A 21,313-nucleotide genomic window follows, 5' to 3' on the forward strand; every position below is an offset into this window, starting at 1 on the left:
TGGAAGTCCTTATTCGGCCGGCTTCAGGGCGGGTTGGAAGGAGGCGCCGCCGATCGGGTCCTCCTCGCGCTGATGGCCCAGGATGGTCATCGTTATGTTGAAGGTCATGACCAGCGCGCCCGCCAGATAGAGCGCCCCGCCAAACGCGCGCATCACGTAGTAGGGGAACATGGCGGCGACGGTTTCGGCGAAGGAGTAGACCAGGAAGCCCTGCGCGTCGTACTCGCGCCACATCAGGCCCTGCATGATGCCCGACACCCACATCACGGCCGCGTAGATGACGATGCCGATCATCGCCAGCCAGAAGTGCCAGATGACGAGACGGTCGGAGTAGAGCCGGGCCCGGCCCCACAGCTTCGGCACCATGTGATAGATCGCTGCGAATGAAATCAGCCCCACCCAGCCGAGCGCGCCCGAATGCACATGCCCGATGGTCCAGTCGGTGTAGTGGCTGAGCGAATTGACCGCCTTGATCGACATGACCGGGCCTTCGAAGGTCGACATGCCGTAGAAGGCGATTGCGGCCACCATCATGCGGATGATCGGGTCGGTGCGGATCTTGTCCCATGCGCCCGATAGCGTCATCAGGCCGTTTATCATGCCGCCCCAGGAGGGCATCCACAGCATGATCGAGAACACCATGCCCAGGGTCTGCGCCCAGTCGGGCAGCGCGGTGTAGTGCAGGTGGTGCGGACCGGCCCAGATGTAGAGGAAGATCAGCGCCCAGAAGTGGATGATCGACAGGCGGTAGGAATAGACCGGACGATCGGCCTGCTTGGGCACGAAGTAGTACATCATGCCCAGAAAGCCCGCCGTCAGGAAGAAGCCGACGGCGTTGTGGCCGTACCACCACTGGGTCAGTGCGTCCTGCACGCCGGAGAACGCGGAGTAGGAGCGCGAGCCCAGCAGCGACACCGGCATCGCCAGATTGTTCACCACATGCAGCATCGCGATGGTCACGATGAAGGCGAGGTAGAACCAGTTGGCGACGTAGATATGCGGTTCCTTGCGCTTGAGGATCGTGCCGAGGAACACCACGAGATAGGCGACCCAGACGAGCGTCAGCCAGATGTCGACATACCATTCGGGCTCGGCATATTCACGGCTCTGGGTGATGCCGAGGAGGTAGCCCGTCGCCGCCATGACGATGAAGAGCTGGTAGCCCCAAAAGACGAACCAGACGAGATCGCCGCCGAAGAGCCGCGCCCGGCTGGTGCGCTGCACGACATAGAGCGACGTCGCGATCAGCGCATTGCCGCCGAATGCGAACACGACCGCCGATGTGTGCAGCGGCCTCACGCGCCCGAAATTCAGCCACGGCTCGATGTTGAGGTCGGGCCAGGCGAGCTGCAGCGCGACGACCACTCCGACGAGCAGCCCCACCACGGCCCAGAACATTGTCGCGATCGCGCCGTAGCGCACCGGCTCGTCCATGTATGAGGCCGGGTCGGCGGGCGCGGCAGGGGCGAAACTCGTTCGGCGCATCAGGATGACGGCGAACGCTGAAAGCGTGAAGAACAGCACCCACATATGCTGCCTGAACGGCGCGTCGACGCCGAAGGCAGCGCCGACAAGGGCGACGAAGGCGAACAGGCCGACGCCGATGATTGCAGCTCCAAATCTCATTCCCTCAACCCCCGTCGGCGGCATCAACGCAGCGCAGCGGCCGAAACCGCGCACTGCTTCGGTTGCTAGCCATCTATCGCAGGCCGGTTGGACGCCTTGATCCACGTCAAGGCGGGTCGGCGGTTGGGACGCGACATGTCGGCCATCCAAGGAGCCGCTAATGCAAGCCGACACAGCGCCGCGCTACACCAGCTATCCCACCGCGCCGCATTTTCATGCCGGCGTCACATCACTGACCGTAAAGGGCTGGATAGCGGCGATCCCGCAGGATGAGAGGCTGTCGCTCTACGTGCACGTCCCCTTCTGCGACCGGCTCTGCTGGTTCTGCGCCTGCCACACCAAGCAGACGAACCGATACGACCCGGTGGCGACGTTTATCGACGCTCTCCACTGCGAAATCCGCACCATCGGCGCCCTGGTCGGCAAGCGGGCGGCTGTTTCCTCGCTGCATTTCGGCGGTGGTTCGCCCACAATGCTGCGGCCCGGTGACCTCGTCGCATTGATGTCGGCTTTGAGAGAAAGTTTCCGCTTTGCCGCCGACGCCGCGATCAGCGTCGAGATCGACCCCAACGACATGGACGGGGCACGGCTGGATGCGCTGGCGGCCATCGGCATGACGCGCGCCAGCCTCGGCGTGCAGGACTTCGACGAACGCGTCCAGAAGGCCATCAACCGCGACCAGAGCTTCGAGGACACCAAAGCGGTGATCGACGGCTTGCGGCGACGCGGCGTCGGCTCCGTCAATCTCGACGTTCTCTATGGCCTGCCGCACCAGACGTGCGATAGCGTGGCCACGACGATCGACAAGGTGCTGTCGCTGCGCCCGGACCGCATCGCACTGTTCGGCTACGCCCACGTACCGTGGTTCAAGAAGCACCAGACGATGATCGACGAGGCGGCCCTGCCCGGCCCAGCAGAGCGGCTGGCACAGTCCGGCCTCGCGGCAGAACGCGTCATTGCCGCCGGCTACCGGGTTGTGGGTCTCGACCATTTCGCCCTGCCCGACGATTCACTGGCGCTTGCGGATGCTGCAGGCAGGCTGCGGCGCAATTTTCAGGGGTACACAGACGATAGTTGCGAAACGCTCGTCGGACTCGGCCCTTCATCGGTCAGCCGGTTTCGCCAAGGCTATGCGCAGAACGTAGCGGCGACCCGGGAGTATTGCCGGCTGGTGGGTGCTGGTGACCTAGCCGTGGCGCGCGGCATCGCCCTCTCGCCCGAGGATCGCCTGCGCGCATGGGTCATCGAGCGGCTGATGTGCGACTTCCGATTTTCGACAATTGAGGCCGTCGAGCGTTTCGGACAGGCGGCACGGGTGGTGCTGGCCGAGGCGAGCATGATCGCGCAGGAACGCAACCCCATGCTTGTCCGCGACGGGGTCTGTTTTGCCGTCCCGCGCACGCAGCGGCCCTTCGTACGCGTGGTCGCCGCCCGCTTCGACACATATCTGAAGGCTGGCACGGCTAGACACTCGGCTGCGGTGTGAACGTCGGCTTGCTTGACTCTGCTGGGTCGTTCCTGTATCGGCAGCCCAAATCCGGCGTGGGGGCTCTCCGCGCCGGTCGTTCTTTGCGCGGCAAGTCGCCACTGGAACGTCACCCGAAACCGACTGAATAAAAAGCCGGCCGGACCGCGAAAGCGGTCATACGAGGCCGGACCGAACAGCGAAAGGTCAAAAAATGTTCGCAGTCATCAAGACCGGCGGTAAGCAGTACCGCGTCGTCGCCGACGACGTGTTGAAGATCGAGAAGGTTGCCGGCGAAGTCGGCGATATCGTCACCCTGGGCGAGGTCCTCGCATTCGGCGAAGGCGAAAACGTCACCATCGGCGCTCCGCTGGTTTCCGGCGCATCGGTCGCCGTGGAAGTCGTCGCGCAGGGCAAGGCCCCGACCGTCATCGCCTTCAAGAAGCGTCGCCGCCAGAATTCGCGCCGCACCCGCGGCCACCGCCAGCTGCTCACCACCGTGCGCATCTCGGAAATCCTGACCGACGGCGCTAAGCCTTCCAAGAAGGCCGCCGCGAAGAAGGAAGCGCCGAAGGCCGAGACCAAGAAGGACGACGCTCCGGCCGCCGCCGCAGCGCCGCTGTTCAAGGCACCCAAGGGCAAGGGCGACGACCTGACCGAGATCAAGGGCATCGGCCCGGTTGCGGCCGGCCAGCTCAACGAGCAGGGCATCACCACCTTCAAGCAGATCGCCGCGCTGTCCGACAAGGACATTGCCAAGATCGACGAGGCGATGCCTTTCAGCGCCGACCAGATCAGCGACTGGCGCGAGCAGGCCAAGGAACTGGCGAAGTAATTTCGCCCGGTGATTGAATTTTCCCGCGAATGCGGGCATTGAAAGATTGAAGCGCACTTCGAGGCGCAAAGGAGCACTACGATGGCACACAAGAAAGCTGGCGGTTCTTCGCGTAACGGTCGCGATTCCGAATCCAAGCGCCTTGGCGTGAAGAAATTCGGCGGCGAAGCCGTCATTCCTGGCAACATCCTCATTCGTCAACGCGGGACCAAGTGGCACCCGGGCGTCAACGTGGGCATGGGCAAGGACCACACCCTTTTTGCGCTCGAGGCTGGCGCCGTTTCGTTTGCGCGCAAAGCCAACGGCCGAACCTACGTATCGGTGAACCCGATTCAGGACGCAGCGGAGTAAGCCGGATCCGCACCACAACACCGGCGCCCCATCTCGGGAACCGGTGTCCGGACAGTCCGGAAAAGGAACAAGGGAGATGGGTCGCCATCTCCCTTTTTTCGTTTCATCTGGAGGACTGACCCATGGTTGCCGAGAAGGAAGACGTCGAGGACGAAAGTCTGAGCATAGACTGCCCGGTTCTGGTGACCGAGCGTCTGGTGATGCGTCCGCCCCATGCCGACGACATCGAGGAACTGGCTGAACTGGCCAACAACCGTCGCATCGCGGAGATGGTGGCGCGCATGCCCTATCCCTATGGGGAGCAGGAGGCGCGCGCCTTCGTTTCGAGCACGCAAAACGGTTCGCGCTCGGGCTGCGTCTACGCCGTCACGCTGGCCGATAACGGCGCGTTCATCGGTTGCGCCGGTCTGGAAGCAGGCTCGTTGGGACTAGCCCTTGGCTACTGGATCGGCGAGCCCTATTGGGGCCACGGATATGCGACGGAAACCGCCCACGCGCTGGTCGACCTCGCGTTTCGTGCCACGGAGATCGACCGTCTGTTCGTTTCATGCCGGGTCATCAACGCCGCCTCGCGCCGGGTGATCCATAAATGCGGCTTCCAGTATTCCGGCCAGGGCATGATCGAGTCGATCGCGGCCGGCCGCGTGCCCGTCGAGCGCTATGCACTCGACCGCAAGACCTGGGTCAGCCTGCGTAGCTGGGCGCAGATGTAGAAAGGCCTCGCGCCGGCGGCGGAAACTGCCGGCGCAAAATTTGTCCCTTGCTACCGGCCGATGAGGCTGGACCGGTCGAATAGCCGTGATTGGCCGGAATGTTTTTCCTTCTGCCGCTCTCGCGCACCTGCTATTTCCTTGTGTCCGGATGCAAGGAGAGGGCGAAGTGGCAGTCAAATCGGCAAAGGTTTGGGCGCACAGCCCCACGGCTGCGTCCTGCACCGTCACCAACGATCGCGAGCAGACAATCGCGGCGGTCTTTTCTCCCCGCGCCGAGGGTTTCACGCCGCTCGAAATACAGGCCGCTTCGCTTGCGGCCTGCATCGCAGCCAGCGTGCGCATTGCCGCGCGCGCCGCCGACATCGGGCCGCTGGGTCAGCTCGATGTCGAGGTGGAGGCCATCAAGGCGGAGGACGAGCCGAGCCGTCTCGGCCGTTTCGAGGTAGCCGTGCGCTTTTCAGATCCGCTCGACGAAGCCGTGCAGGATCGCCTGATTCACGCGGCCGAAGATATCTGCACCATCAGCAACACGCTGCGGGCCGGCGACACGGTCGTCGTCGGACGCCGCGCGTAACAGCAGCGATCACAGGAGAAACATCCATGCGTCGTCTCGTTTTGTCCCTCGCGCTGGCGCTCGCCGCCGCGCCCGCCCACGCATTCACCGTGGCCGACTGGCTCGCCCACGAGGTTCCGGCCGCCGAGCCGCAGGTGGCCTATGATGGCGACCCGGTGACGCTGAAATTTTCCTCGCCCAACCCTGCCGCTTCTCTGGTGCCCGAAGTGTGGGCCAAGGGCTTCACCTGGCTGAAGGAAGCGACCGACGGCAAGCTCGTAATCGAGGAGTATCACGGCGGAACGCTGCATGCGGCGGCCGATGGCTGGCGCGCGGTGCGCAACCGCGTCAGCGACTATGCAGCCTGCTACACCTCCTACGAGGGCAGCGGCTTCCCGCTGCACAAGGCCATCGAGCTGCCATTCGTGACGCCGGCAAACCCCGTGGCCGCCACCCGCATCTTGCAGGAGCTTGCGCCGAAATATTTCGTCCCCGAGTGGGAGAGCCGCGGCGTTCTCTATGGCTACACCGTCATTGCCGGCGTCTCCGACATCATGAGCAACAAGCCCATCCGCACGCCCGACGACCTGCGCGGGCTGCGCGTCATCGCCCAGGGTTTCCCGCCCGAAGCCGCAGAAGCGCTCGGCATCACCACGCTGAACATCCCCTTCCCCGAAATCTACACCGCCTTCCAGCAGGGCATCGCCGACGCGGTCATCTGGGTCGATCCGGGTTTCGTACCGTTCAAGATCTACGAGCTGGCCAAGTTCCACACCAGCCTCGGCCTCACCGCCCAGCACATCGACACCTGCATCAACCGCGACGCCTATGCCGGCCTGCCGGACGAGTTGAAGCCGGTCTTCGGCCGGTTCCAGCAGAACATCGCCCACGCGGTCAGCCAGCGTCTCGGCGTGGAATTCCGCGAACAGGCGCTGAAGACCTATGCGGACAATGGCGTCGAGCTGATCGAGCTCAACGCCGAAGAGAAGCAGACTTGGCGCACCGCTCTGGAGCCGGTTTTGGAAGCCTGGGTCGAGGCGCGCGAGGCCGAGGGCCTTCCGGCGCGTGAGCTGATCGACGACATTCGCCGCCTCGAGGCGGAGTATGGCGACAAGAGCGCCGAGGAAATCTTCGAGCTGACGGTGAACTCGCCGGTCGAGGGCCTGCTGCCGGCGGCGCAGTGATGCAACGCATCGTCGACTTCCTCGAAGGCTGGGTAGCCTATCTGCTGTTGCCAGCGCTGGCTGTGCTGGTGGGGGTCGATGTTGTCCTGCGCTACATTCTCAACCTGCCGCTGCGGTGGGGCAACGACGTCAAGGAGCTGCTTCTGCTGCTCGTCGTCGTCGGCGCCCTGCCGGGCGTCAGCCTTGCCGATCAGCACATCCGTGTCGGGCTTTTCGACCGGTTCTTTCGCAACCGCGCCGGCAGCCTGTGGGTTGCGCTGCGCCATGTGCTGACCGGTATCGCCGCGCTCGCGGTCGGCTACGCGGTGCTGCTGATGGCGCTCGACATGCATCGCTATGGCGACCGGGCCGAGATGATCGCCATCAGCTTCTGGCCCTTTGCCGCTTTCGTCGCGCTCGCCGCAACCCTTTCGGCGCTGGCCGAGTTCGTCCGCGCCGCCCGCGCCTTCGCAGGGAACACCTGATGGACCCGCTGACGCTCGGCATCGTCGTGATGGTCGGCATGCTGGTGGTCGTCATGCTCGGCCTGCCCGTGGGCTACGCGCTGCTGGGCGCGGGCACCATTGGCTACGCCGTGCTCTCCGGGCCCTCGCAGGCTTTTACCCAGATCGGTCTGGCGTTGTGGGACAACGGCACAAACTTCCTGTTCATCGCCGTGCCGCTGTTCATCCTGATGGGGCAGCTCATCTTCCATGCCGGCCTTGCCGAGGACATCTTCGCGCTGGCGCAGCGTGCGCTGCGCCGCCTGCCCGGCGGGCTGGGCGTCTCGACAGTGCTGGCTTCGGCCGGCTTCGGCGCGGTCACCGGCTCCAGCGTGGCGGCAGTGGCCACGATGGGCAACATCGCCGTGCCGCAGATGATAAAGCGCGGCTACAGCGACAGGCTTTCGGCAGCAACCGTGGCCAGCGCCGCCACCCTCGCCATCATCATTCCGCCCAGCGTTCCCCTCGTCATCTACGGCGTGTGGAGCGAAACCTCCATCGGCGCGCTGTTCATCGCCGGCATCGTCCCAGGCGTTATCCTGATGCTCGCCTTCATCGCAACCGTGATGATACAACGACGACAATACGCCGCGGCATCCAGCCAGCTCATCGAAGAGCTTGGTCGGCCGCTATCGTCCCACGCCGTCGGCCTCATCTCGGTCGTTGTCATCTTTGTCATCGTCATCGGCGGCATCTATGCGGGCATGTTCACGCCGACGGAGGCGTCGGGCATTGGTGTTCTGTCGGTTCTCGCCATAGCGCTGGCGAGCCGCCGGCTGAACCTTGCGATGATGCGCAGCGCGCTCAAGGAGACCATCCGCACCTCGGCCGCGATCTTCCTCATCCTGACGGGCGGCATCATCCTGTCGCGTTTCCTGGTGCAGACGCGGCTCACCAACGCCGTCGTAGGGCTGGTGTCCGATCTCGACGCCTCGCCCCAGATGATCCTGCTGGCGCTGGCGCTGGTCTATCTGCTGCTTGGCGCGATCATGGACACGTTCGGCATGCTGATCCTGACCCTGCCGCTCGTGCTGCCGATCACGCTCGCGCTCGGCTACGATCCGATCTGGACCGGCATCTACCTGACGATCCTGATGGAGATCGCCATGCTGACCCCGCCGATCGGCCTTAATGTCTTCGTGCTGGAGCGCGCCACGGGCGTGCCGGCGGCGCGGATTTTCGCCGGCGTATGGCCGTTCGTGGTAGCTGCGCTCGCCGTCGTGGTGCTGCTGATCTACGTCCCGCAGCTCGCCACCTGGCTGCCGCAGACGATGCGCTGACCTATCCGAGTTCCAGCCAGAGCGGCCGGTGGTCGGAGCCGACAGCTTCGACATCGACGTGGAACGCCTTGATCTTCGACGCCAGAAGCGGGTGGACGAAGCAGTAGTCGATGCGCTTGTGAAGGCTGGCATCGGCCGGGTCTTCGAGATTGACACAGGTGGGCTGCGGGGCGCCGCCCACGCGCAGGGCCGCATCGACGGCATGGCGGGCCACCAGCGGCGTGCCGAACTCATGATCGGGCGTGCCGGCCACCAGATGGTACTCCGGCGAGCCTTCCAGCATGTTGAAATCACCCATCAGCACATAGGCCTCGGGCGTCGGCGGCTCGGGAAAGCCCATCTCGGAAATCCCGCTGATCGCGCCGCCTTCCAGCGGATAGGCGAGCAGGCGATCCATCAGGAAACGCACCTGCGCCATCCGCTCGTCCGCGCCGCGATGGTCGAGATGGGTCGAATAGAACCGGACGGGACCGAAGGGCGTGTCGATCATGGCTTCCAGCGCGCCGCGCTGGAGGTTGACCCGGTCATAGCTGCGGGTGCGCGGCAGGAGCAGGTTGCGCGAGAGCAGGATCGGCGTCTTCGACAGGATCATGTTGCCGAACTCAAGCCGCACGTCGACGGCCTTGCCATTCTTGACGTGGGAACCTATCTCGGCCTCGAGATTGGGTCCGAAGGCGGCGAAATAGTCAGGCAGCATGGCGCGGATGTCGGCGACGAGATCGCGTCCGCCATTCATCGGACTGTTGCGGGTAACCTCCTGAAGCGCGATCACATCGGCACCGCGAACGGCATCGACGATGCGCTCCAGATCGAACTGCGCGTCCTGCCCGAAGCCGAACTGGATGTTGTAGCTGACGCATTTCATGGCGTTTCGTCCTCTCACATGCCTTTTCGCGCGTGATTCTCCCTCCAGCATGCGCTAGAGCAGAGCGCTCCAGAACAGAAGAACAGACAGACTGTCAATCCGATGAAATTTCTCGATCAGGCCAAGGTCTATATCCGATCCGGCGACGGTGGCGCGGGCTCCGTCTCGTTCCGGCGCGAGAAGTTCATCGAATTCGGTGGACCGGACGGCGGCGACGGCGGACGCGGCGGCGATGTGTGGGCCGAAGCCGTCGACGGCCTCAACACGCTGATCGACTACCGCTACCAGCAGCATTTCAAGGCCAAGACCGGCATCCACGGCATGGGCCGCAACCGCACCGGCGCGAAAGGCGGCGATGTACTGCTGCGGGTGCCCGCCGGCACGCAGATTTTCGAGGAAGACAACGAGACGTTGATCTGCGACCTCACCGAGGTCGGCCAGCGCTTCCTGCTTGCCAAGGGCGGCAATGGCGGGTTCGGCAACCAGCATTTCAAGACATCGACCAATCAGGCCCCACGCCGCGCCAACCCCGGCCTGCCGGGCGAGGAGCGCACCATCTGGCTGCGCCTGAAGCTGATCGCGGATGCAGGCCTTGTCGGCCTGCCCAATGCCGGCAAGTCCACCTTCCTCGCTTCCGTCACCGCCGCCAAGCCGAAGATCGCCGACTATCCGTTCACGACGCTGCACCCCGGCCTGGGCGTCGCGCGTGTGGATGCGCGCGAGTTCGTCATCGCCGACATTCCGGGCCTGATCGAAGGCGCGCATGAGGGCGTGGGCATCGGCGACCGCTTCCTAGGCCATGTCGAGCGTACCCGCGTGCTGCTCCATCTCGTCTCGGCGCAGGAGGAACACCCCGGCAAGGCTTACGAGACGGTTCGCGGAGAGCTTGAGGCCTACGGCCACGGGCTGGACGAGAAACACGAGATCGTCGCGCTGTCGCAGGTGGACACGCTGGACGCGGACGCGCGCAAGAAGAAGGCCGCCGCGCTCAAGCGTGCCGCCGGCCGCGCGCCGATCCTCCTTTCGGCCGTGTCAGGCGAAGGCGTGGAGGAAACGCTGCGCGCGCTGATCGCCGTGGTGGAGGAAGCCCGCGCGGAGGAAGACCCCGTCACCACCGACGAGCGATGGATAAAATGACCGTCCGTTCGCTCAAGGACTTCCGCCGCATCACGGTGAAGATCGGATCGGCGCTTCTGGTCGACCGCAAGGCTGGGCTGAAGCGGGAATGGCTGGCTTCGCTTGTGGATGACGTGGCCGCGCTGACGGCGGATGGCGCGGAGGTGCTGGTCGTGTCGTCGGGCGCGATCGCACTCGGCCGCACGGTGCTGGGGCTGCAATCGCGCGCGCTGCGGCTGGAGGAAAGCCAGGCTGCCGCCGCGGTGGGACAGATCGAGCTCGCCGGCGCCTGGGCCGAGGCGCTTGCCCGCAAGGGGCTCAAATCCGGCCAGGTGCTGGTGACGCTAGGCGACACCGAGGAACGCCGGCGCTATCTCAACGCGCGGGCCACCATCTCCACCTTGCTCAAGCTCAAGGCGGTCCCGGTCATCAACGAGAACGACACGGTGGCCACCTCCGAGATCCGCTACGGCGACAACGACCGGCTGGCCGCCCGCGTCGCGACCATGATGGGCGCCGACCTTCTGGTGCTTCTTTCGGACATCGACGGCCTCTACACCGCCCCGCCCGCGCTCGACCCCGATGCCCGCTTCATACCCCATGTCGAGCGCATCACGCCGGAGATCGAGGCGATGGCGGGTGCAGCGGCGTCCGAACTGTCGCGCGGCGGCATGCGCACCAAGCTCGATGCGGGCAAGATCGCCACCATCGCCGGCACGACCATGGTGATTACGGCGGGCAACCGCCGCAACCCGCTGGCGGCTATCGACGCAGGCGAACGCGCGACGTGGTTCGATGCCGCCCGCAGCCCCGTGCGCGGCTACAAGACCTGGATCGCCGGCAATCTCGAGCCCGCCGGGCGCATCACGGTCGATGCCGGCGCGGTGCGCGCACTTCGTGCAGGTAAATCGCTGTTGCCGGCGGGGGTAAAGCTGGTCTCGGGCCGGTTTTCGCGCGGCGACACGGTGGCTATCCTAGACCCTGCCGGAAGCGAGATCGCGCGCGGACTGGTTGCCTATGACGCTGCCGATGCCGTAAGGATCGCAGGTCTGAAGACGGCGGAGATCGAGGCGGTGCTCGGCTACGAGGCCCGCTCCGCCATGGTGCATCGCGACGACATGGTCATGTCGCGCGCACTGGAAGTGGAGGTTGACCATGCTGAACGCGCATGACGCGACGGCTGAGAACATCGCCGACCTGATGGCGCAGATCGGCCGCAAGGCGCGCGCGGCCGCCCGCCCGCTGGCGCTTGCCGACGCCGAGCGCAAGCACGCCGCCCTGATCGCCATGGCGCATGCCATTCGCGACGGCGAGGCCGCCATCATCGAGGCCAACGCGATCGACATCGCCAATGGCGAGGAAGCCGGCCTCTCGCCCGCGATGATGGACCGGTTGAAGCTGACGCCGGATCGAATCCGCGCGATGGAAGATGGCATCCGCGCAATCGCCGAACTGAAGGACCCCGTCGGCGAGGTCATCGCCGCATGGGACCGGCCCAACGGGCTTCACATCGAACGGGTGCGCACGCCGCTCGGCGTCATCGGCGTGATCTACGAGAGCCGCCCTAACGTGACGGCCGATGCAGGCGCGCTGTGCCTCAAGGCCGGCAATGCGGTGATCCTGCGCGGCGGCTCGGACTCGATCAATTCGTCCTCGGCCATCCATGCCTGCCTCGTAAGGGGGCTTAAGGCAGCGGGCCTGCCGGAGGACGCCATACAGCTCGTGCCCACGACCGACCGCGCCGCCGTGGGCGAGATGCTCAAGGGTCTCGGCGGCAATCTAGACGTGATCGTCCCGCGCGGCGGCCGCAGCCTCGTCGAACGCGTCCAGACCGAGGCGCGCGTCCCGGTCTTCGCGCATCTGGAAGGCATCTGCCATCTCTACATCGACAGGTCGGCCGACCTCGACATGGCGGTGAAGATCGCCGTCAACGCCAAGATGCGCCGCACAGGAATCTGCGGCTCGGCCGAGACGCTGCTGGTGGATCGGGCCGTCGCGTCCACCCATCTCGTGCCGATCCTCGACGCGCTTTCAAAAGCGGGCTGCGAGATACGCGCCTCCGACGATGTGCATGCCGCCTATGCCGCCTCAAAGCCGGCCACAGAGGACGACTGGAAGACGGAATATCTCGACGCCATCATCTCGGTGAAGCTGGTCGACGGCGTCGGCGAAGCGATCGACCATATCGAGCACTGGTCGTCGCACCACACCGAGGCGATCGTCGCAGAGGATGCGGCAGCGGTGAACCGCTTCTTCAACGAGATCGATTCCGCGATCCTGCTGCACAACGCCTCCACCCAGTTCGCCGATGGCGGCGAGTTCGGCATGGGCGCCGAGATCGGCATCGCTACCGGCCGCATGCACGCGCGCGGGCCTGTCGGCGTCGAGCAACTCACCTCGTTCAAGTACCGCGTACGGGGCACCGGGCAGGTCAGAGCGTAGATGCGCGCCTCGCTGTCGGCAGGCGGCTGATGCCTGACGTGTCGTCCTCCCACCTGCGCATGCCCTATGTCGAAAAGCGCATGCAGGTCGGCCTGTTCGGCGGTTCGTTCAATCCGCCGCACGCAGGCCACGCTCTTGTGGCCGAGATCGCGCTTCGCACGCTTGCGCTCGACCAGCTCTGGTGGATCGTCACCCCCGCGAACCCGCTGAAGGCCGGTCGCCAGATCGCGCCTCTTGCCGAACGCATCGCGGGGTCCGAAGCCATGGCGGGCGATCCGCGCATCAAGGTCACGGCGTTCGAGGCGGCGTTCAACGTGCGCTATACGGCCGACACCCTGGCGCTGGTGCGCGCCCGCAATCCGGGCGTCGATTTCGTCTGGATCATGGGCGCCGACAACCTTGCCGACTTCCATCGCTGGCAGCGCTGGCGCGAGATCATGCTTACGATGCCCATAGCGGTGATCGACCGCCCTGGCTCGACGCTCTCCTTCGTCTCCTCGGTCATGGCGCGGACGTTCGACAATGCCCGCATTCCCGAACGTGACGCGGCAAGGCTGGCGCGCATGCGGCCTCCGGCTTGGACCTTCATCCACGGCCCGCGTTCCTCGCTGTCCTCGACGGCGATCCGCGCCGCCGGCAAGGCTTGATCCACAGCAGGCAATGTCTCGTGCCACGCAGGCCGTGTCGCTTTTGACGCGGCGGCGGCGCAATGCGCAGAGCAGATTTCGGCGATGGACCGGAGCGTCGATCAAGCCAACCTCGAAGCACAGCCCGCGACGCTCGTCGCGGTAGCGAGCGTCATCGTCTCGATGGCGCTTGCTGCAGTCGGCAACGGGCTGATGTTCGCCTATATTCCGGTGCGCCTCGGGCTTTCCGGCTATGAGCCGACCTGGGCCGGCCTGATCCTCACCGGGCTTTCGGCCGGCGGCATCGCTGGCTGCCTGCTGACGGGCATGCTGGTTAAACGCGTCGGCCATGCCCGCGCCTTCATGATCTTCTCCGCGCTCATCGTCCTGTCCAACGCCATCATCGGCGCGGGCGTCGATCCCGTCACGTGGATCGGCGCCCGCGCTCTATACGGTTTCGCCATTTGCGGCATGTTCATCGTCGGGCAAAGCTGGCTCAACGACGCGGTGTCGAATGAGATACGCGGCCGCGTGATGGCGGTCTTCTACGTCAGCTACATTCTGGGGCTGGGCGCCGGATCGTGGCTCATGGGCCTGCTCGACATATCGGGCGCGGCGGCACCGCTCATCGGCATCGCCTTCACGTCCCTGTCGATCCTGCCCGTGGGCATGACCCGCCTTCCGCCCCCGCCGCCGCCCGAGGGAGCCTCGATAGCGTTCGCCCGCGCCTGGGCGATATCGCCGGTCGGCGTGGCGGGCATGCTCGCCGTCGGCGGTCTGTCTATGATGATCGCCGGCTTCGCGCCCATCCACGCAACAGCCAACGGCTACACCCAGGCGCAGGTGGCCACGCTGATGTTCGCGATGCCGCTGGGCACACTGCTCTTCCAGCTTCCTTTCGGCTGGATTTCCGACCGCACGGACCGCCGCTACGTGCTTGTCACCGCCTCGCTGCTGGTGGTTGCGGCGGGCATTGCGGCCGGCATGTTCGATGGCAGTACGCTCGCCGTGATGATCCTCATCTACATGGTCTGGAGCGGGGCTTCCGAATCCATCTATTCGCTGTCTTCGGCCCATGCCAACGACCGCGCCTCCAAGGACGACTTGGTGGCGCTGTCCAGCACGATGCTGTTTGCGTGGTCGGTGTCGGGCTTCGTCGTGCCGGCGCTGGGCACCGCACTGACGGCCGCCTACGGTACGCAGGCCTTCATGTCCGTCGCCATAGTCATCGCTGTGATCTTCTGCGCTTTCGTGCTGTTGCGCATCGTGCGCAACCCTGCCGTGCCGGCGGAGGAGACGGGCAGCTTCGCCCCCATGACCGCGCAGGCGCCCCTGCCGGTGGAGCTCGCCTTCGGCTCCGATCAGCCGGAAGACGCGGGGCAGGACATCACAAAGTAGCGGATGTCTTGAATCTGTAGCTCGACTCTGCCTATCTAGAGGGTGCCGACTGCAACGGTTGCATCGGCGAGCTTGTTCTTGTCGGAAAGGAAAGACACTGAGAACAGCATTGCGGAAGAAGGCGGATCTCCAGCCTTCGCCGGCCGGGGTCATCGGCGCTGCCGAAGTTTCCCGCGCCCTCGAAACTGTCCTTGCCAGTCTGGACGACTCCAAGGCCGAAAACATCGTATCCATCGACATACAGGGCAAGTCCAGCCTCGGCGACTACATGGTCGTCGCGTCCGGGCGCTCGCAACGTCATGTCGCGGCGGTTGCCGACCATCTCATCAAGGCGCTCAAGGATGCCGGTTTCGGCTTTCCGCGGGTCGAGGGGCTGGCCAATGCCGACTGGGTTCTGATCGATTCCGGCGACATCATCGTCCACGTGTTCCGTCCCGAGGTCCGGGAGTTCTACAACATCGAAAAGATGTGGCAGACACCCGACCTCGACGAGGAGACCGTCCACTAGCCTTTCGCGCTGACGGCGCGGAAGCTGCGGAAAGGCCAGGATGCGTATAGGAGTCCATGCCGTGGGCCGGATGAAAGCCGGCCCCGAAAGGGAATTGGCCGACCGCTATTTCGGTCGCTTCGCCAAGACCGGTCCGGCGATAGGGCTCGAATTCTCAGGCGTTTCCGAGATCGCGGAAAGCCGCGCCAAGGGCACGGACGAGCGTCGCCGTGAAGAAGCGGCGGCGCTGGATGCCTACCGAAAGGACGCCGCGCTGTTTCTGCTGGACGAGCGCGGCGCGAACCCCACATCGGAAGACCTCGCGCGGCGCATCGGCGACCTGCGCGACGGCGGACGCAGGCAGCTGGTCTTCGCCATTGGCGGCCCCGACGGGCACGATGCGACCTCGCGCGCGGCGGCCGATCTCGTCATCTCGTTCGGCGCCCAGACATGGCCGCACCAGATGGTGCGCGTTATGCTGGCCGAACAGCTCTACCGCATATCCACCATCCTGTCGGGCCACCCCTACCATCGGTCGTGATTGACGGCGGGGGTTGCGGGCGGCACGGTGCGCATGGTTGATGGTTCGTTAACGAAGGCGCTCTAGCCTGCCGGCTTTGAATGACGCGCGAGAGATGACGCACAGCACCCGACATATCCTTCTCGCAGCCACGCTGATCCTCGGCATGGCCGCGGCGATGCCGTCTCGCGCGCAGGAGGCGGGCGAGCTGGAAACGCGCCGTGCCGCCAGCGTGATCGAGCACGAGCGCCTGACCCAGGCGTTGACGGTGTCGGAGGAGCGCGCGGAAGAGATCGCTGCCGAGATCGCAACGATCCGCAAGGACAACGCCACCCTCTCCGCCGCGCTGGTGCAGGCCGCCAAGACCGAGCGCAAGCTCAGCCAGGACGTCGCCGACATCGCGGCGCGTCTTGATGCCCTGCGGCTTCAGGAAGGCGGCTTGCGCGAATCGCTGGCCGAGCGGCGCGGCGTGCTGGCCGAGGTGTTGGGCGCGCTTCAACGCATGGGGCTGAATCCGCCGCCCGCCATTCTGGTGCGGCCGGAGGATGCCCTGTCGTCGGTGCGAAGCTCGATCCTGCTTGCAGCCGTCGTGCCCGAACTGCGCGGCGAGACCGAGGTTCTGATCGGCGACCTCAGGGAACTGTCGCGCATCGTTGCCACCATCGAAAGCGAGCGTTCCCGCCTGCTAGCCACCGTTCAGCAGCAGGCGTCCGAGCAGCGCCGCCTATCACTTCTTCTTGAAGAAAAGCGCCTGCTGCAGGCAAAATCCGAACGGCTACTGACCGAGGAAAGGCAGCGCGCGACCGAACTCGCGGCCGACGCTACCTCGCTGCGCGAACTGATCGACGCACTGGAAGGCGAGATCGAGATCGCGGCCCGCACCGCGGATGAACAGGCCAGAATGGCCTCGCTCGGCGACGATTCACCCCAGACTCCCCCCGCCGCCGCTGCCTTGCAGCGTTTCGAGGCGCCCAACGTGCCGTTTGCCGACATGAAGGGCCGGGTCGGCCTTCCCGTCGCGGGCAGCGTGGCAAGGCGTTTCGGCCAGGACGACGATAGCGGCGGCGTGATGCAGGGCGACATGCTTGCGACACATTCGGCCGCAATCGTAACCGCACCCGTGGACGGCTCGATCCTCTATGCAGGACCGTTCCGCTCCTACGGCCAACTCTTGATCCTCAATGCAGGTGACGGTTATCATATCGTTCTGGCGGGAATGGGTCGAATCAGCGTTTCACCGGGCCAGTCCGTTCTCGCGGGAGAGCCGGTGGGCCTGATGGGTGAAACGAGAGTTGCAAGTGCCGTAGCCTTTGGCGAGGCGAGCATCGGCCCGGAACTCTACGTGGAGTTCCGCAAGGAAGGGAAACCCGTCGATCCGGCCCCATGGTGGACGGAGCGCAATTCTGGAAGGACAGGGAATGATACGTAAGTTGTCGCTTCTGTTTGCCGGCGCGCTGATGGGCGCGTCCGCCATGAGCCTTGTCTACGGCGCTGGCGGTGGGACGGCGAATGCGGCCGGATCGGAAACCTATCGGCAGCTCGCCATCTTCGGCGACATCTTCGAACGCGTGCGCGCCCAGTATGTGACGCCGCCGGAGGAGAAGAAGCTGGTCGAGAGCGCGATCAACGGCATGCTCACCTCGCTTGACCCCCACTCTTCGTATCTCAACCCGGAAGCGGCCCAGGACATGCGCGTGCAGACGCGCGGCGAGTTCGGCGGTCTGGGCATCGAGGTTTCGATGGAGAACGAGCTGGTCAAGGTCATCGCGCCGATCGAAGGCACGCCTGCCGAGCGCGCCGGCGTGTTGGCAGGCGACCTGATCTCGGCCATCGACGGCGACGAGGTGCGCGGCATGACGTTGAGCGACGCGGTCGACAAGATGCGCGGCGCAGTCAACACGCCCATCGAGCTGACCATCCTGCGCGAGGGCGCTGCAGAGCCGCTGAAGATCTCCATCGTTCGCGACATCATCAAGGTGCGCGCCGTGCGCCACCGCGTCGAGGAGGATGTCGGCTACCTGAAGATCAACTCGTTCACCGAGAAGACCTTCGACGACCTTCAGGCCGCGATCGACGACATCAAAAAGCAGGTGCCCGACGATCAGCTCAAGGGCTACGTGCTCGACCTTCGCCTCAATCCCGGCGGTCTGCTCGACCAGGCGGTGAGCGTGACGGACACCTTCCTCGACCGCGGCGAGATCGTCTCGACGCGGGGCCGCGACCCGAAGAACATCACACGCTTCGATTCGCGCGCCGGCGACATGATCGACGGCAAGCCGCTGGTGGTGCTCATCAATGGCGGTTCCGCCAGCGCATCGGAGATCGTTGCCGGAGCGCTGCAGGATCATCGCCGCGCCACCGTCGTCGGCACGCAGTCCTTCGGCAAGGGCTCGGTACAGACGATCATCCCGCTGGCCGAGAACGGTGCGCTGCGGCTGACCACGGCGCTCTACTACACGCCGGCAGGAACCTCGATCCAGGGTAAGGGCATCACGCCCGACATCAAGGTCGACCAGCCGCTGCCGGATGAGCTTCTTGGACGTGATGTCTCGCGCGGCGAGTCCGACCTGCGCGGCCACATCAGGGGTACCGAGGAAGACGAAAACGGCTCGGGCTCGGTCGCTTATGTGCCGCCGGAGCAGAAGGACGACGTGCAGCTCAACTACGCATACGATCTTCTGCGCGGGACCGAGACGCATGCCGCGTTCCCGCCCGACCCCGACAAGGCGGTCATGAACCAGTGACGCGTATCCCGGCCCCTGCGGGGCCGGCCAGTTTTCTGTCCGCGCCGGCGTTTCACCAAGCGCCGGCGCGGATTCACGAATCGGCTGCATCGGAGCGTCGGGCCGAGAAGTGAAATCCGGGCTTCCGGAAATTGCGACGCTCATTCAGGATGCGGGCTCGTTCGCATCAAGGCGGGTCTGGGACGGGCGCACCTTTGGTCAAGTCTCCTCTCGACAAGGATATCGACAGGCCACTCGGCCTCGGGCGGCAAGAGGCCGGCGACGTATGGCGCTGGTCGGCGTTTGGCGCGCGCCATCTCGTCGGCGGCCTGGCAACGATCTGTATTCTTGCGCTTGCAGGCGTGATTGCCCTGAGGGAACAGCCGTTCCGGACACCGCCCCAGGTGGTGGTTTCCACGCCTGAGGCCGCGTCGGCGCAGGCGGCAGCGGAACCTGCTCCCACCTACCCGTCACGCGAAGGCGGCGGCGCTTCCATCATCAGGGTTCCGCCTCCCGCGACGGAGGGCGGCGAGATGGTGATCCGCGACCCGTCGGCGCTGGGCCACAATCCGCTCGTCGCCCATCTGCCTGACAGGGAGCTGATTGAGGATACAGAGATCGGGCCACTGCCCGTGCGCGCCGCAGACGGCCGCAGACCTTTCGACACCTATGCGCGTCCATGGTCGGGTGCGCGCGGCGCAAGGGTGGCGGTCGTCATCGGCGGCCTCGGCGTGAGCCAGAGCGGCACGCAGGAGGCGATTGACAGGCTGCCGCCCGAGGTGACGCTGGCCTTCGCCAGCGGCGGCAACAGCCTCGACAGATGGATGCAGGCTGCCCGCCGCAAGGGCCACGAAATTGTCATGCAGGTGCCGCTCGAGCCTTTCGACTACCCCGAGGTCGATCCCGGCCGCAATACGCTGACCGTCGATGCCGACCCGGTCGAAAACCGCGACAGGCTGCACTGGGCACTCTCGCGCATCACGAACTATACGGGCGTCATGAATTATATGGGCGGGCGTTTCGTCACCGACCAGGCGGCGATGGCGCCCTTCTTCGGCGAATTGCAGCAGCGTGGGCTGATGTATCTCGACGACGGCTCTTCGGCACGCAGCATGGCCGCCGACATGGCCCAGCGACAGCGCGTACCGTACGCGGCCGCCGACATCGCCATAGATTCCGACCGCGACCGCGGAGCGATCCTCCAGAAGCTGGACGATGTGGAGCGCACGGCCCGCGCGCGCGGCTTTGCCGTGGCTACCGGATCGGCCTTTTCCGTCACGGTCGAAGCCGTGACCACCTGGGTCGAGGAAGCCAGACGCCGCGGCATCGAGATCGTCCCGATCTCGGCCGTCGCCAACGATCCCGAACGAAGCTGAGCATCATGACCCGGAAGACGCCCGTCGATCCCGAAACCCTGCCCTATCGCCCCTGCGTCGGCATCATGGTGCTGAACCGCGACAATCTCGTCTGGGCCGGCCGCCGCATCGCGCTGGCAGACAGCGAAATGGCCGGCACCGACAAATTGTGGCAGATGCCGCAGGGCGGCATCGACAAGGGCGAGGACCCCCTTCCCGCCGCGACCCGCGAGCTTTTCGAGGAGACCGGGATGAAATCGGTCTCCCTGCTCGCCGAAGCGCCGGACTGGATCAACTACGACCTGCCGCGCGACATCGTAGGCATTGCGCTGAAGGGCAAGTATCGCGGCCAGACGCAGAAATGGTTCGCCTTCCGGTTCGAGGGAGACGACAGCGAGATCACCATCGACCCGCCGGAGGGCGCGCAGGAAGCCGAGTTCGACGCGTGGGAATGGAAGCCGATGGCTGAGCTGCCCGAACTCATCGTGCCCTTCAAGCGCAAGGTCTACGAGGAGGTCGTGGCTGCCTTCCGGCATCTCGCGCCGTCATAGCTCACGTGAAGCCTGAGGCAAGGCCGGCTTGGGGTCCAGCGGAAAATAGTCGAAATACGGTTCCGCCTCGTGCAGCACGCGCGCCACGGACGGCCGCGCCATGAGCCGGTCATGATAGGCTCGCAGCGCCACATGCCGGTCGCCGAAGGGCTCGACGATATTAGCGTAGAACAGCGCCGGCACCGCCGAGGCATCCGCCAGGCTGAACCCGTCCCCGACCGCCCAGATGCGGCCGGTCATCTCGCTTTCCACATAGGCATAGGAACGGCGCAGCAACGCCCTTGCCTGCGCGACGCCATACGGGTCGCGGCTTTCGGCTGGCCGTAGCGCGTCGCCCACGATCTGCTGCATCGGGTGGTGGACATAGTGATCGTAGAACCGGTCCCAGACGCGCGCCTGCCAAGCCTCGTCGGGACCCGCGGGGAGAAGTTTGGCCGGTCCGGGATGAAAGGTCTCGAGATAGTCGATCACGGTGGACGATTCCGGAACCACGGCACCGCGCGCTTCATCGACCAAAACCGGCATCTTCGCCATAGGCCATAGCGCCGTGAACGCGGCCCGCGATTCCTCGTTGCCGAAGTCGACGATGACGCGCTCGAAAGGCGCGTCGTTCTCGTAGAGCGCGACCAGCACTTTCCAGCAGAACGACGCCAGGGGATGATAGTATAAGACCAGTTTCATGTATCCTCGGCTCCTCCTATCCTCGGCACGTCCGATTGCATGATGCAAGCAGCATTACTA

General features: G+C 65.3%; 22 protein-coding genes. 19 read left to right on the forward strand and 3 right to left on the reverse strand.

The genetic code is table 11. From position 1 onward, the window contains the following. Positions 1 to 9: 9 nt before the first annotated feature. Positions 10 to 1,626, reverse strand: coding sequence for a cytochrome-c oxidase, cbb3-type subunit I (ccoN, locus tag FY036_RS06080; protein ID WP_148913819.1), 1,617 nt, complete (start codon positions 1,624 to 1,626; stop codon positions 10 to 12). 160 nt (positions 1,627 to 1,786) lie between these two features. Here ccoN and hemN point away from each other — a divergent pair, with 160 nt between their 5' ends. The 8 genes from hemN (at position 1,787) to FY036_RS06120 (ending at position 8,489) form a co-directional block, all read left to right on the forward strand. After that, positions 1,787 to 3,112, forward strand: a complete 1,326-nt coding sequence (hemN, locus tag FY036_RS06085; RefSeq protein ID WP_148913820.1) for an oxygen-independent coproporphyrinogen III oxidase — start codon at positions 1,787 to 1,789, stop codon at positions 3,110 to 3,112. 193 nt (positions 3,113 to 3,305) lie between these two features. Then, positions 3,306 to 3,926 (forward strand): 50S ribosomal protein L21, encoded by a 621-nt coding sequence (locus FY036_RS06090; RefSeq protein ID WP_148913821.1) that lies wholly within the window; start codon positions 3,306 to 3,308, stop codon positions 3,924 to 3,926. Between the two features lie 81 nt (positions 3,927 to 4,007). Continuing rightward, the gene (rpmA, locus tag FY036_RS06095; RefSeq protein ID WP_148913822.1) at positions 4,008 to 4,277 is read left to right on the forward strand and encodes a 50S ribosomal protein L27; all 270 of its coding nucleotides are present in this window, start codon (positions 4,008 to 4,010) and stop codon (positions 4,275 to 4,277) included. Between the two features lie 122 nt (positions 4,278 to 4,399). After that, positions 4,400 to 4,990, forward strand: coding sequence for a GNAT family N-acetyltransferase (locus FY036_RS06100; protein ID WP_148913823.1), 591 nt, complete (start codon positions 4,400 to 4,402; stop codon positions 4,988 to 4,990). 166 nt (positions 4,991 to 5,156) lie between these two features. Further along, positions 5,157 to 5,564 (forward strand): OsmC family protein, encoded by a 408-nt coding sequence (locus FY036_RS06105; RefSeq protein WP_161601102.1) that lies wholly within the window; start codon positions 5,157 to 5,159, stop codon positions 5,562 to 5,564. A 26-nt stretch (positions 5,565 to 5,590) separates the two neighbouring features. Beyond that, the gene (dctP, locus tag FY036_RS06110; RefSeq protein ID WP_148913825.1) at positions 5,591 to 6,727 is read left to right on the forward strand and encodes a TRAP transporter substrate-binding protein DctP; all 1,137 of its coding nucleotides are present in this window, start codon (positions 5,591 to 5,593) and stop codon (positions 6,725 to 6,727) included. Beyond that, entirely contained in the window at positions 6,727 to 7,191 is a 465-nt protein-coding gene (locus tag FY036_RS06115) for a TRAP transporter small permease subunit (RefSeq protein WP_148913826.1), read from the forward strand. The genes dctP and FY036_RS06115 overlap by 1 nt, the downstream gene beginning before the upstream one ends. After that, a complete protein-coding gene (locus FY036_RS06120; RefSeq protein WP_148913827.1) occupies positions 7,191 to 8,489 on the forward strand; it encodes a TRAP transporter large permease in 1,299 nt (432 codons plus the stop codon). The genes FY036_RS06115 and FY036_RS06120 overlap by 1 nt, the downstream gene beginning before the upstream one ends. A gap of 1 nt (position 8,490) precedes the next feature. Here the strand turns inward: FY036_RS06120 and FY036_RS06125 are convergent, their stop codons facing one another. Continuing rightward, positions 8,491 to 9,354, reverse strand: a complete 864-nt coding sequence (locus tag FY036_RS06125; protein ID WP_148913828.1) for an endonuclease/exonuclease/phosphatase family protein — start codon at positions 9,352 to 9,354, stop codon at positions 8,491 to 8,493. Positions 9,355 to 9,456: 102 nt separating this feature from the next. Between FY036_RS06125 and obgE the strand changes: the two genes are divergently transcribed. From obgE to FY036_RS06180, 11 genes are all read left to right on the forward strand, one after another. Then, a complete protein-coding gene (gene obgE / locus FY036_RS06130; RefSeq protein WP_148913829.1) occupies positions 9,457 to 10,491 on the forward strand; it encodes a GTPase ObgE in 1,035 nt (344 codons plus the stop codon). Then, entirely contained in the window at positions 10,488 to 11,642 is a 1,155-nt protein-coding gene (gene proB, locus FY036_RS06135; protein ID WP_148913830.1) for a glutamate 5-kinase, read from the forward strand. The genes obgE and proB overlap by 4 nt, the downstream gene beginning before the upstream one ends. Continuing rightward, positions 11,626 to 12,912 carry a glutamate-5-semialdehyde dehydrogenase gene (locus FY036_RS06140; RefSeq protein ID WP_148913831.1) on the forward strand — a complete coding sequence of 429 codons (1,287 nt, stop codon included), beginning with the start codon at positions 11,626 to 11,628 and terminating at the stop codon, positions 12,910 to 12,912. The genes proB and FY036_RS06140 overlap by 17 nt, the downstream gene beginning before the upstream one ends. 59 nt (positions 12,913 to 12,971) lie before the next feature. Further along, positions 12,972 to 13,559, forward strand: a complete 588-nt coding sequence (locus FY036_RS06145) for a nicotinate-nucleotide adenylyltransferase (protein ID WP_148913875.1) — start codon at positions 12,972 to 12,974, stop codon at positions 13,557 to 13,559. An 84-nt stretch (positions 13,560 to 13,643) separates the two neighbouring features. Then, positions 13,644 to 14,936, forward strand: a complete 1,293-nt coding sequence (locus tag FY036_RS06150) for an MFS transporter (protein WP_148913832.1) — start codon at positions 13,644 to 13,646, stop codon at positions 14,934 to 14,936. A 109-nt stretch (positions 14,937 to 15,045) separates the two neighbouring features. Then, the gene (rsfS, locus tag FY036_RS06155) at positions 15,046 to 15,444 is read left to right on the forward strand and encodes a ribosome silencing factor (RefSeq protein ID WP_148913833.1); all 399 of its coding nucleotides are present in this window, start codon (positions 15,046 to 15,048) and stop codon (positions 15,442 to 15,444) included. A gap of 40 nt (positions 15,445 to 15,484) precedes the next feature. Beyond that, positions 15,485 to 15,964 carry a 23S rRNA (pseudouridine(1915)-N(3))-methyltransferase RlmH gene (gene rlmH / locus FY036_RS06160; protein WP_148913834.1) on the forward strand — a complete coding sequence of 160 codons (480 nt, stop codon included), beginning with the start codon at positions 15,485 to 15,487 and terminating at the stop codon, positions 15,962 to 15,964. 94 nt (positions 15,965 to 16,058) lie between these two features. Then, entirely contained in the window at positions 16,059 to 17,372 is a 1,314-nt protein-coding gene (locus tag FY036_RS06165; protein ID WP_148913835.1) for a murein hydrolase activator EnvC family protein, read from the forward strand. Then, positions 17,362 to 18,687 carry a S41 family peptidase gene (locus tag FY036_RS06170; RefSeq protein ID WP_148913836.1) on the forward strand — a complete coding sequence of 442 codons (1,326 nt, stop codon included), beginning with the start codon at positions 17,362 to 17,364 and terminating at the stop codon, positions 18,685 to 18,687. Before FY036_RS06165 ends, FY036_RS06170 begins: the two co-directional genes overlap by 11 nt. A gap of 194 nt (positions 18,688 to 18,881) precedes the next feature. After that, positions 18,882 to 20,042, forward strand: coding sequence for a divergent polysaccharide deacetylase family protein (locus FY036_RS06175; protein ID WP_235897555.1), 1,161 nt, complete (start codon positions 18,882 to 18,884; stop codon positions 20,040 to 20,042). Between the two features lie 5 nt (positions 20,043 to 20,047). Continuing rightward, positions 20,048 to 20,572 carry an RNA pyrophosphohydrolase gene (locus FY036_RS06180; RefSeq protein WP_407941129.1) on the forward strand — a complete coding sequence of 175 codons (525 nt, stop codon included), beginning with the start codon at positions 20,048 to 20,050 and terminating at the stop codon, positions 20,570 to 20,572. Here the strand turns inward: FY036_RS06180 and FY036_RS06185 are convergent. Then, positions 20,567 to 21,253, reverse strand: coding sequence for a glutathione S-transferase family protein (locus FY036_RS06185; RefSeq protein WP_148913838.1), 687 nt, complete (start codon positions 21,251 to 21,253; stop codon positions 20,567 to 20,569). The two genes, FY036_RS06180 and FY036_RS06185, sit on opposite strands and share 6 nt — an antisense overlap. Positions 21,254 to 21,313 lie beyond the last annotated feature (60 nt).

It is taken from the genome of Neoaquamicrobium microcysteis (genome assembly GCF_008180155.1).
Classification (GTDB): domain Bacteria; phylum Pseudomonadota; class Alphaproteobacteria; order Rhizobiales; family Rhizobiaceae; genus Aerobium; species Aerobium microcysteis.

What these genes read in the sequence shown, in the direction of transcription:
- FY036_RS06150 (WP_148913832.1), top strand. Translation starts at nt 13,644, where the DNA reads ATGGACCGGAGCGTCGATCAAGCCAACCTCGAAGCACAGCCCGCGACG.
- FY036_RS06185 (WP_148913838.1), bottom strand. Translation starts at nt 21,253, where the DNA reads ATGAAACTGGTCTTATACTATCATCCCCTGGCGTCGTTCTGCTGGAAA.
- FY036_RS06125 (WP_148913828.1), bottom strand. Translation starts at nt 9,354, where the DNA reads ATGAAATGCGTCAGCTACAACATCCAGTTCGGCTTCGGGCAGGACGCG.
- FY036_RS06100 (WP_148913823.1), top strand. Translation starts at nt 4,400, where the DNA reads ATGGTTGCCGAGAAGGAAGACGTCGAGGACGAAAGTCTGAGCATAGAC.
- obgE (WP_148913829.1), top strand. Translation starts at nt 9,457, where the DNA reads ATGAAATTTCTCGATCAGGCCAAGGTCTATATCCGATCCGGCGACGGT.
- FY036_RS06170 (WP_148913836.1), top strand. Translation starts at nt 17,362, where the DNA reads ATGATACGTAAGTTGTCGCTTCTGTTTGCCGGCGCGCTGATGGGCGCG.
- ccoN (WP_148913819.1), bottom strand. Translation starts at nt 1,626, where the DNA reads ATGAGATTTGGAGCTGCAATCATCGGCGTCGGCCTGTTCGCCTTCGTC.
- rlmH (WP_148913834.1), top strand. Translation starts at nt 15,485, where the DNA reads ATGCGTATAGGAGTCCATGCCGTGGGCCGGATGAAAGCCGGCCCCGAA.
- FY036_RS06165 (WP_148913835.1), top strand. Translation starts at nt 16,059, where the DNA reads ATGACGCACAGCACCCGACATATCCTTCTCGCAGCCACGCTGATCCTC.
- FY036_RS06180 (WP_407941129.1), top strand. Translation starts at nt 20,048, where the DNA reads ATGACCCGGAAGACGCCCGTCGATCCCGAAACCCTGCCCTATCGCCCC.
- FY036_RS06140 (WP_148913831.1), top strand. Translation starts at nt 11,626, where the DNA reads ATGCTGAACGCGCATGACGCGACGGCTGAGAACATCGCCGACCTGATG.
- rpmA (WP_148913822.1), top strand. Translation starts at nt 4,008, where the DNA reads ATGGCACACAAGAAAGCTGGCGGTTCTTCGCGTAACGGTCGCGATTCC.
- FY036_RS06115 (WP_148913826.1), top strand. Translation starts at nt 6,727, where the DNA reads ATGCAACGCATCGTCGACTTCCTCGAAGGCTGGGTAGCCTATCTGCTG.
- FY036_RS06090 (WP_148913821.1), top strand. Translation starts at nt 3,306, where the DNA reads ATGTTCGCAGTCATCAAGACCGGCGGTAAGCAGTACCGCGTCGTCGCC.
- dctP (WP_148913825.1), top strand. Translation starts at nt 5,591, where the DNA reads ATGCGTCGTCTCGTTTTGTCCCTCGCGCTGGCGCTCGCCGCCGCGCCC.
- FY036_RS06145 (WP_148913875.1), top strand. Translation starts at nt 12,972, where the DNA reads ATGCCCTATGTCGAAAAGCGCATGCAGGTCGGCCTGTTCGGCGGTTCG.
- FY036_RS06120 (WP_148913827.1), top strand. Translation starts at nt 7,191, where the DNA reads ATGGACCCGCTGACGCTCGGCATCGTCGTGATGGTCGGCATGCTGGTG.
- hemN (WP_148913820.1), top strand. Translation starts at nt 1,787, where the DNA reads ATGCAAGCCGACACAGCGCCGCGCTACACCAGCTATCCCACCGCGCCG.
- proB (WP_148913830.1), top strand. Translation starts at nt 10,488, where the DNA reads ATGACCGTCCGTTCGCTCAAGGACTTCCGCCGCATCACGGTGAAGATC.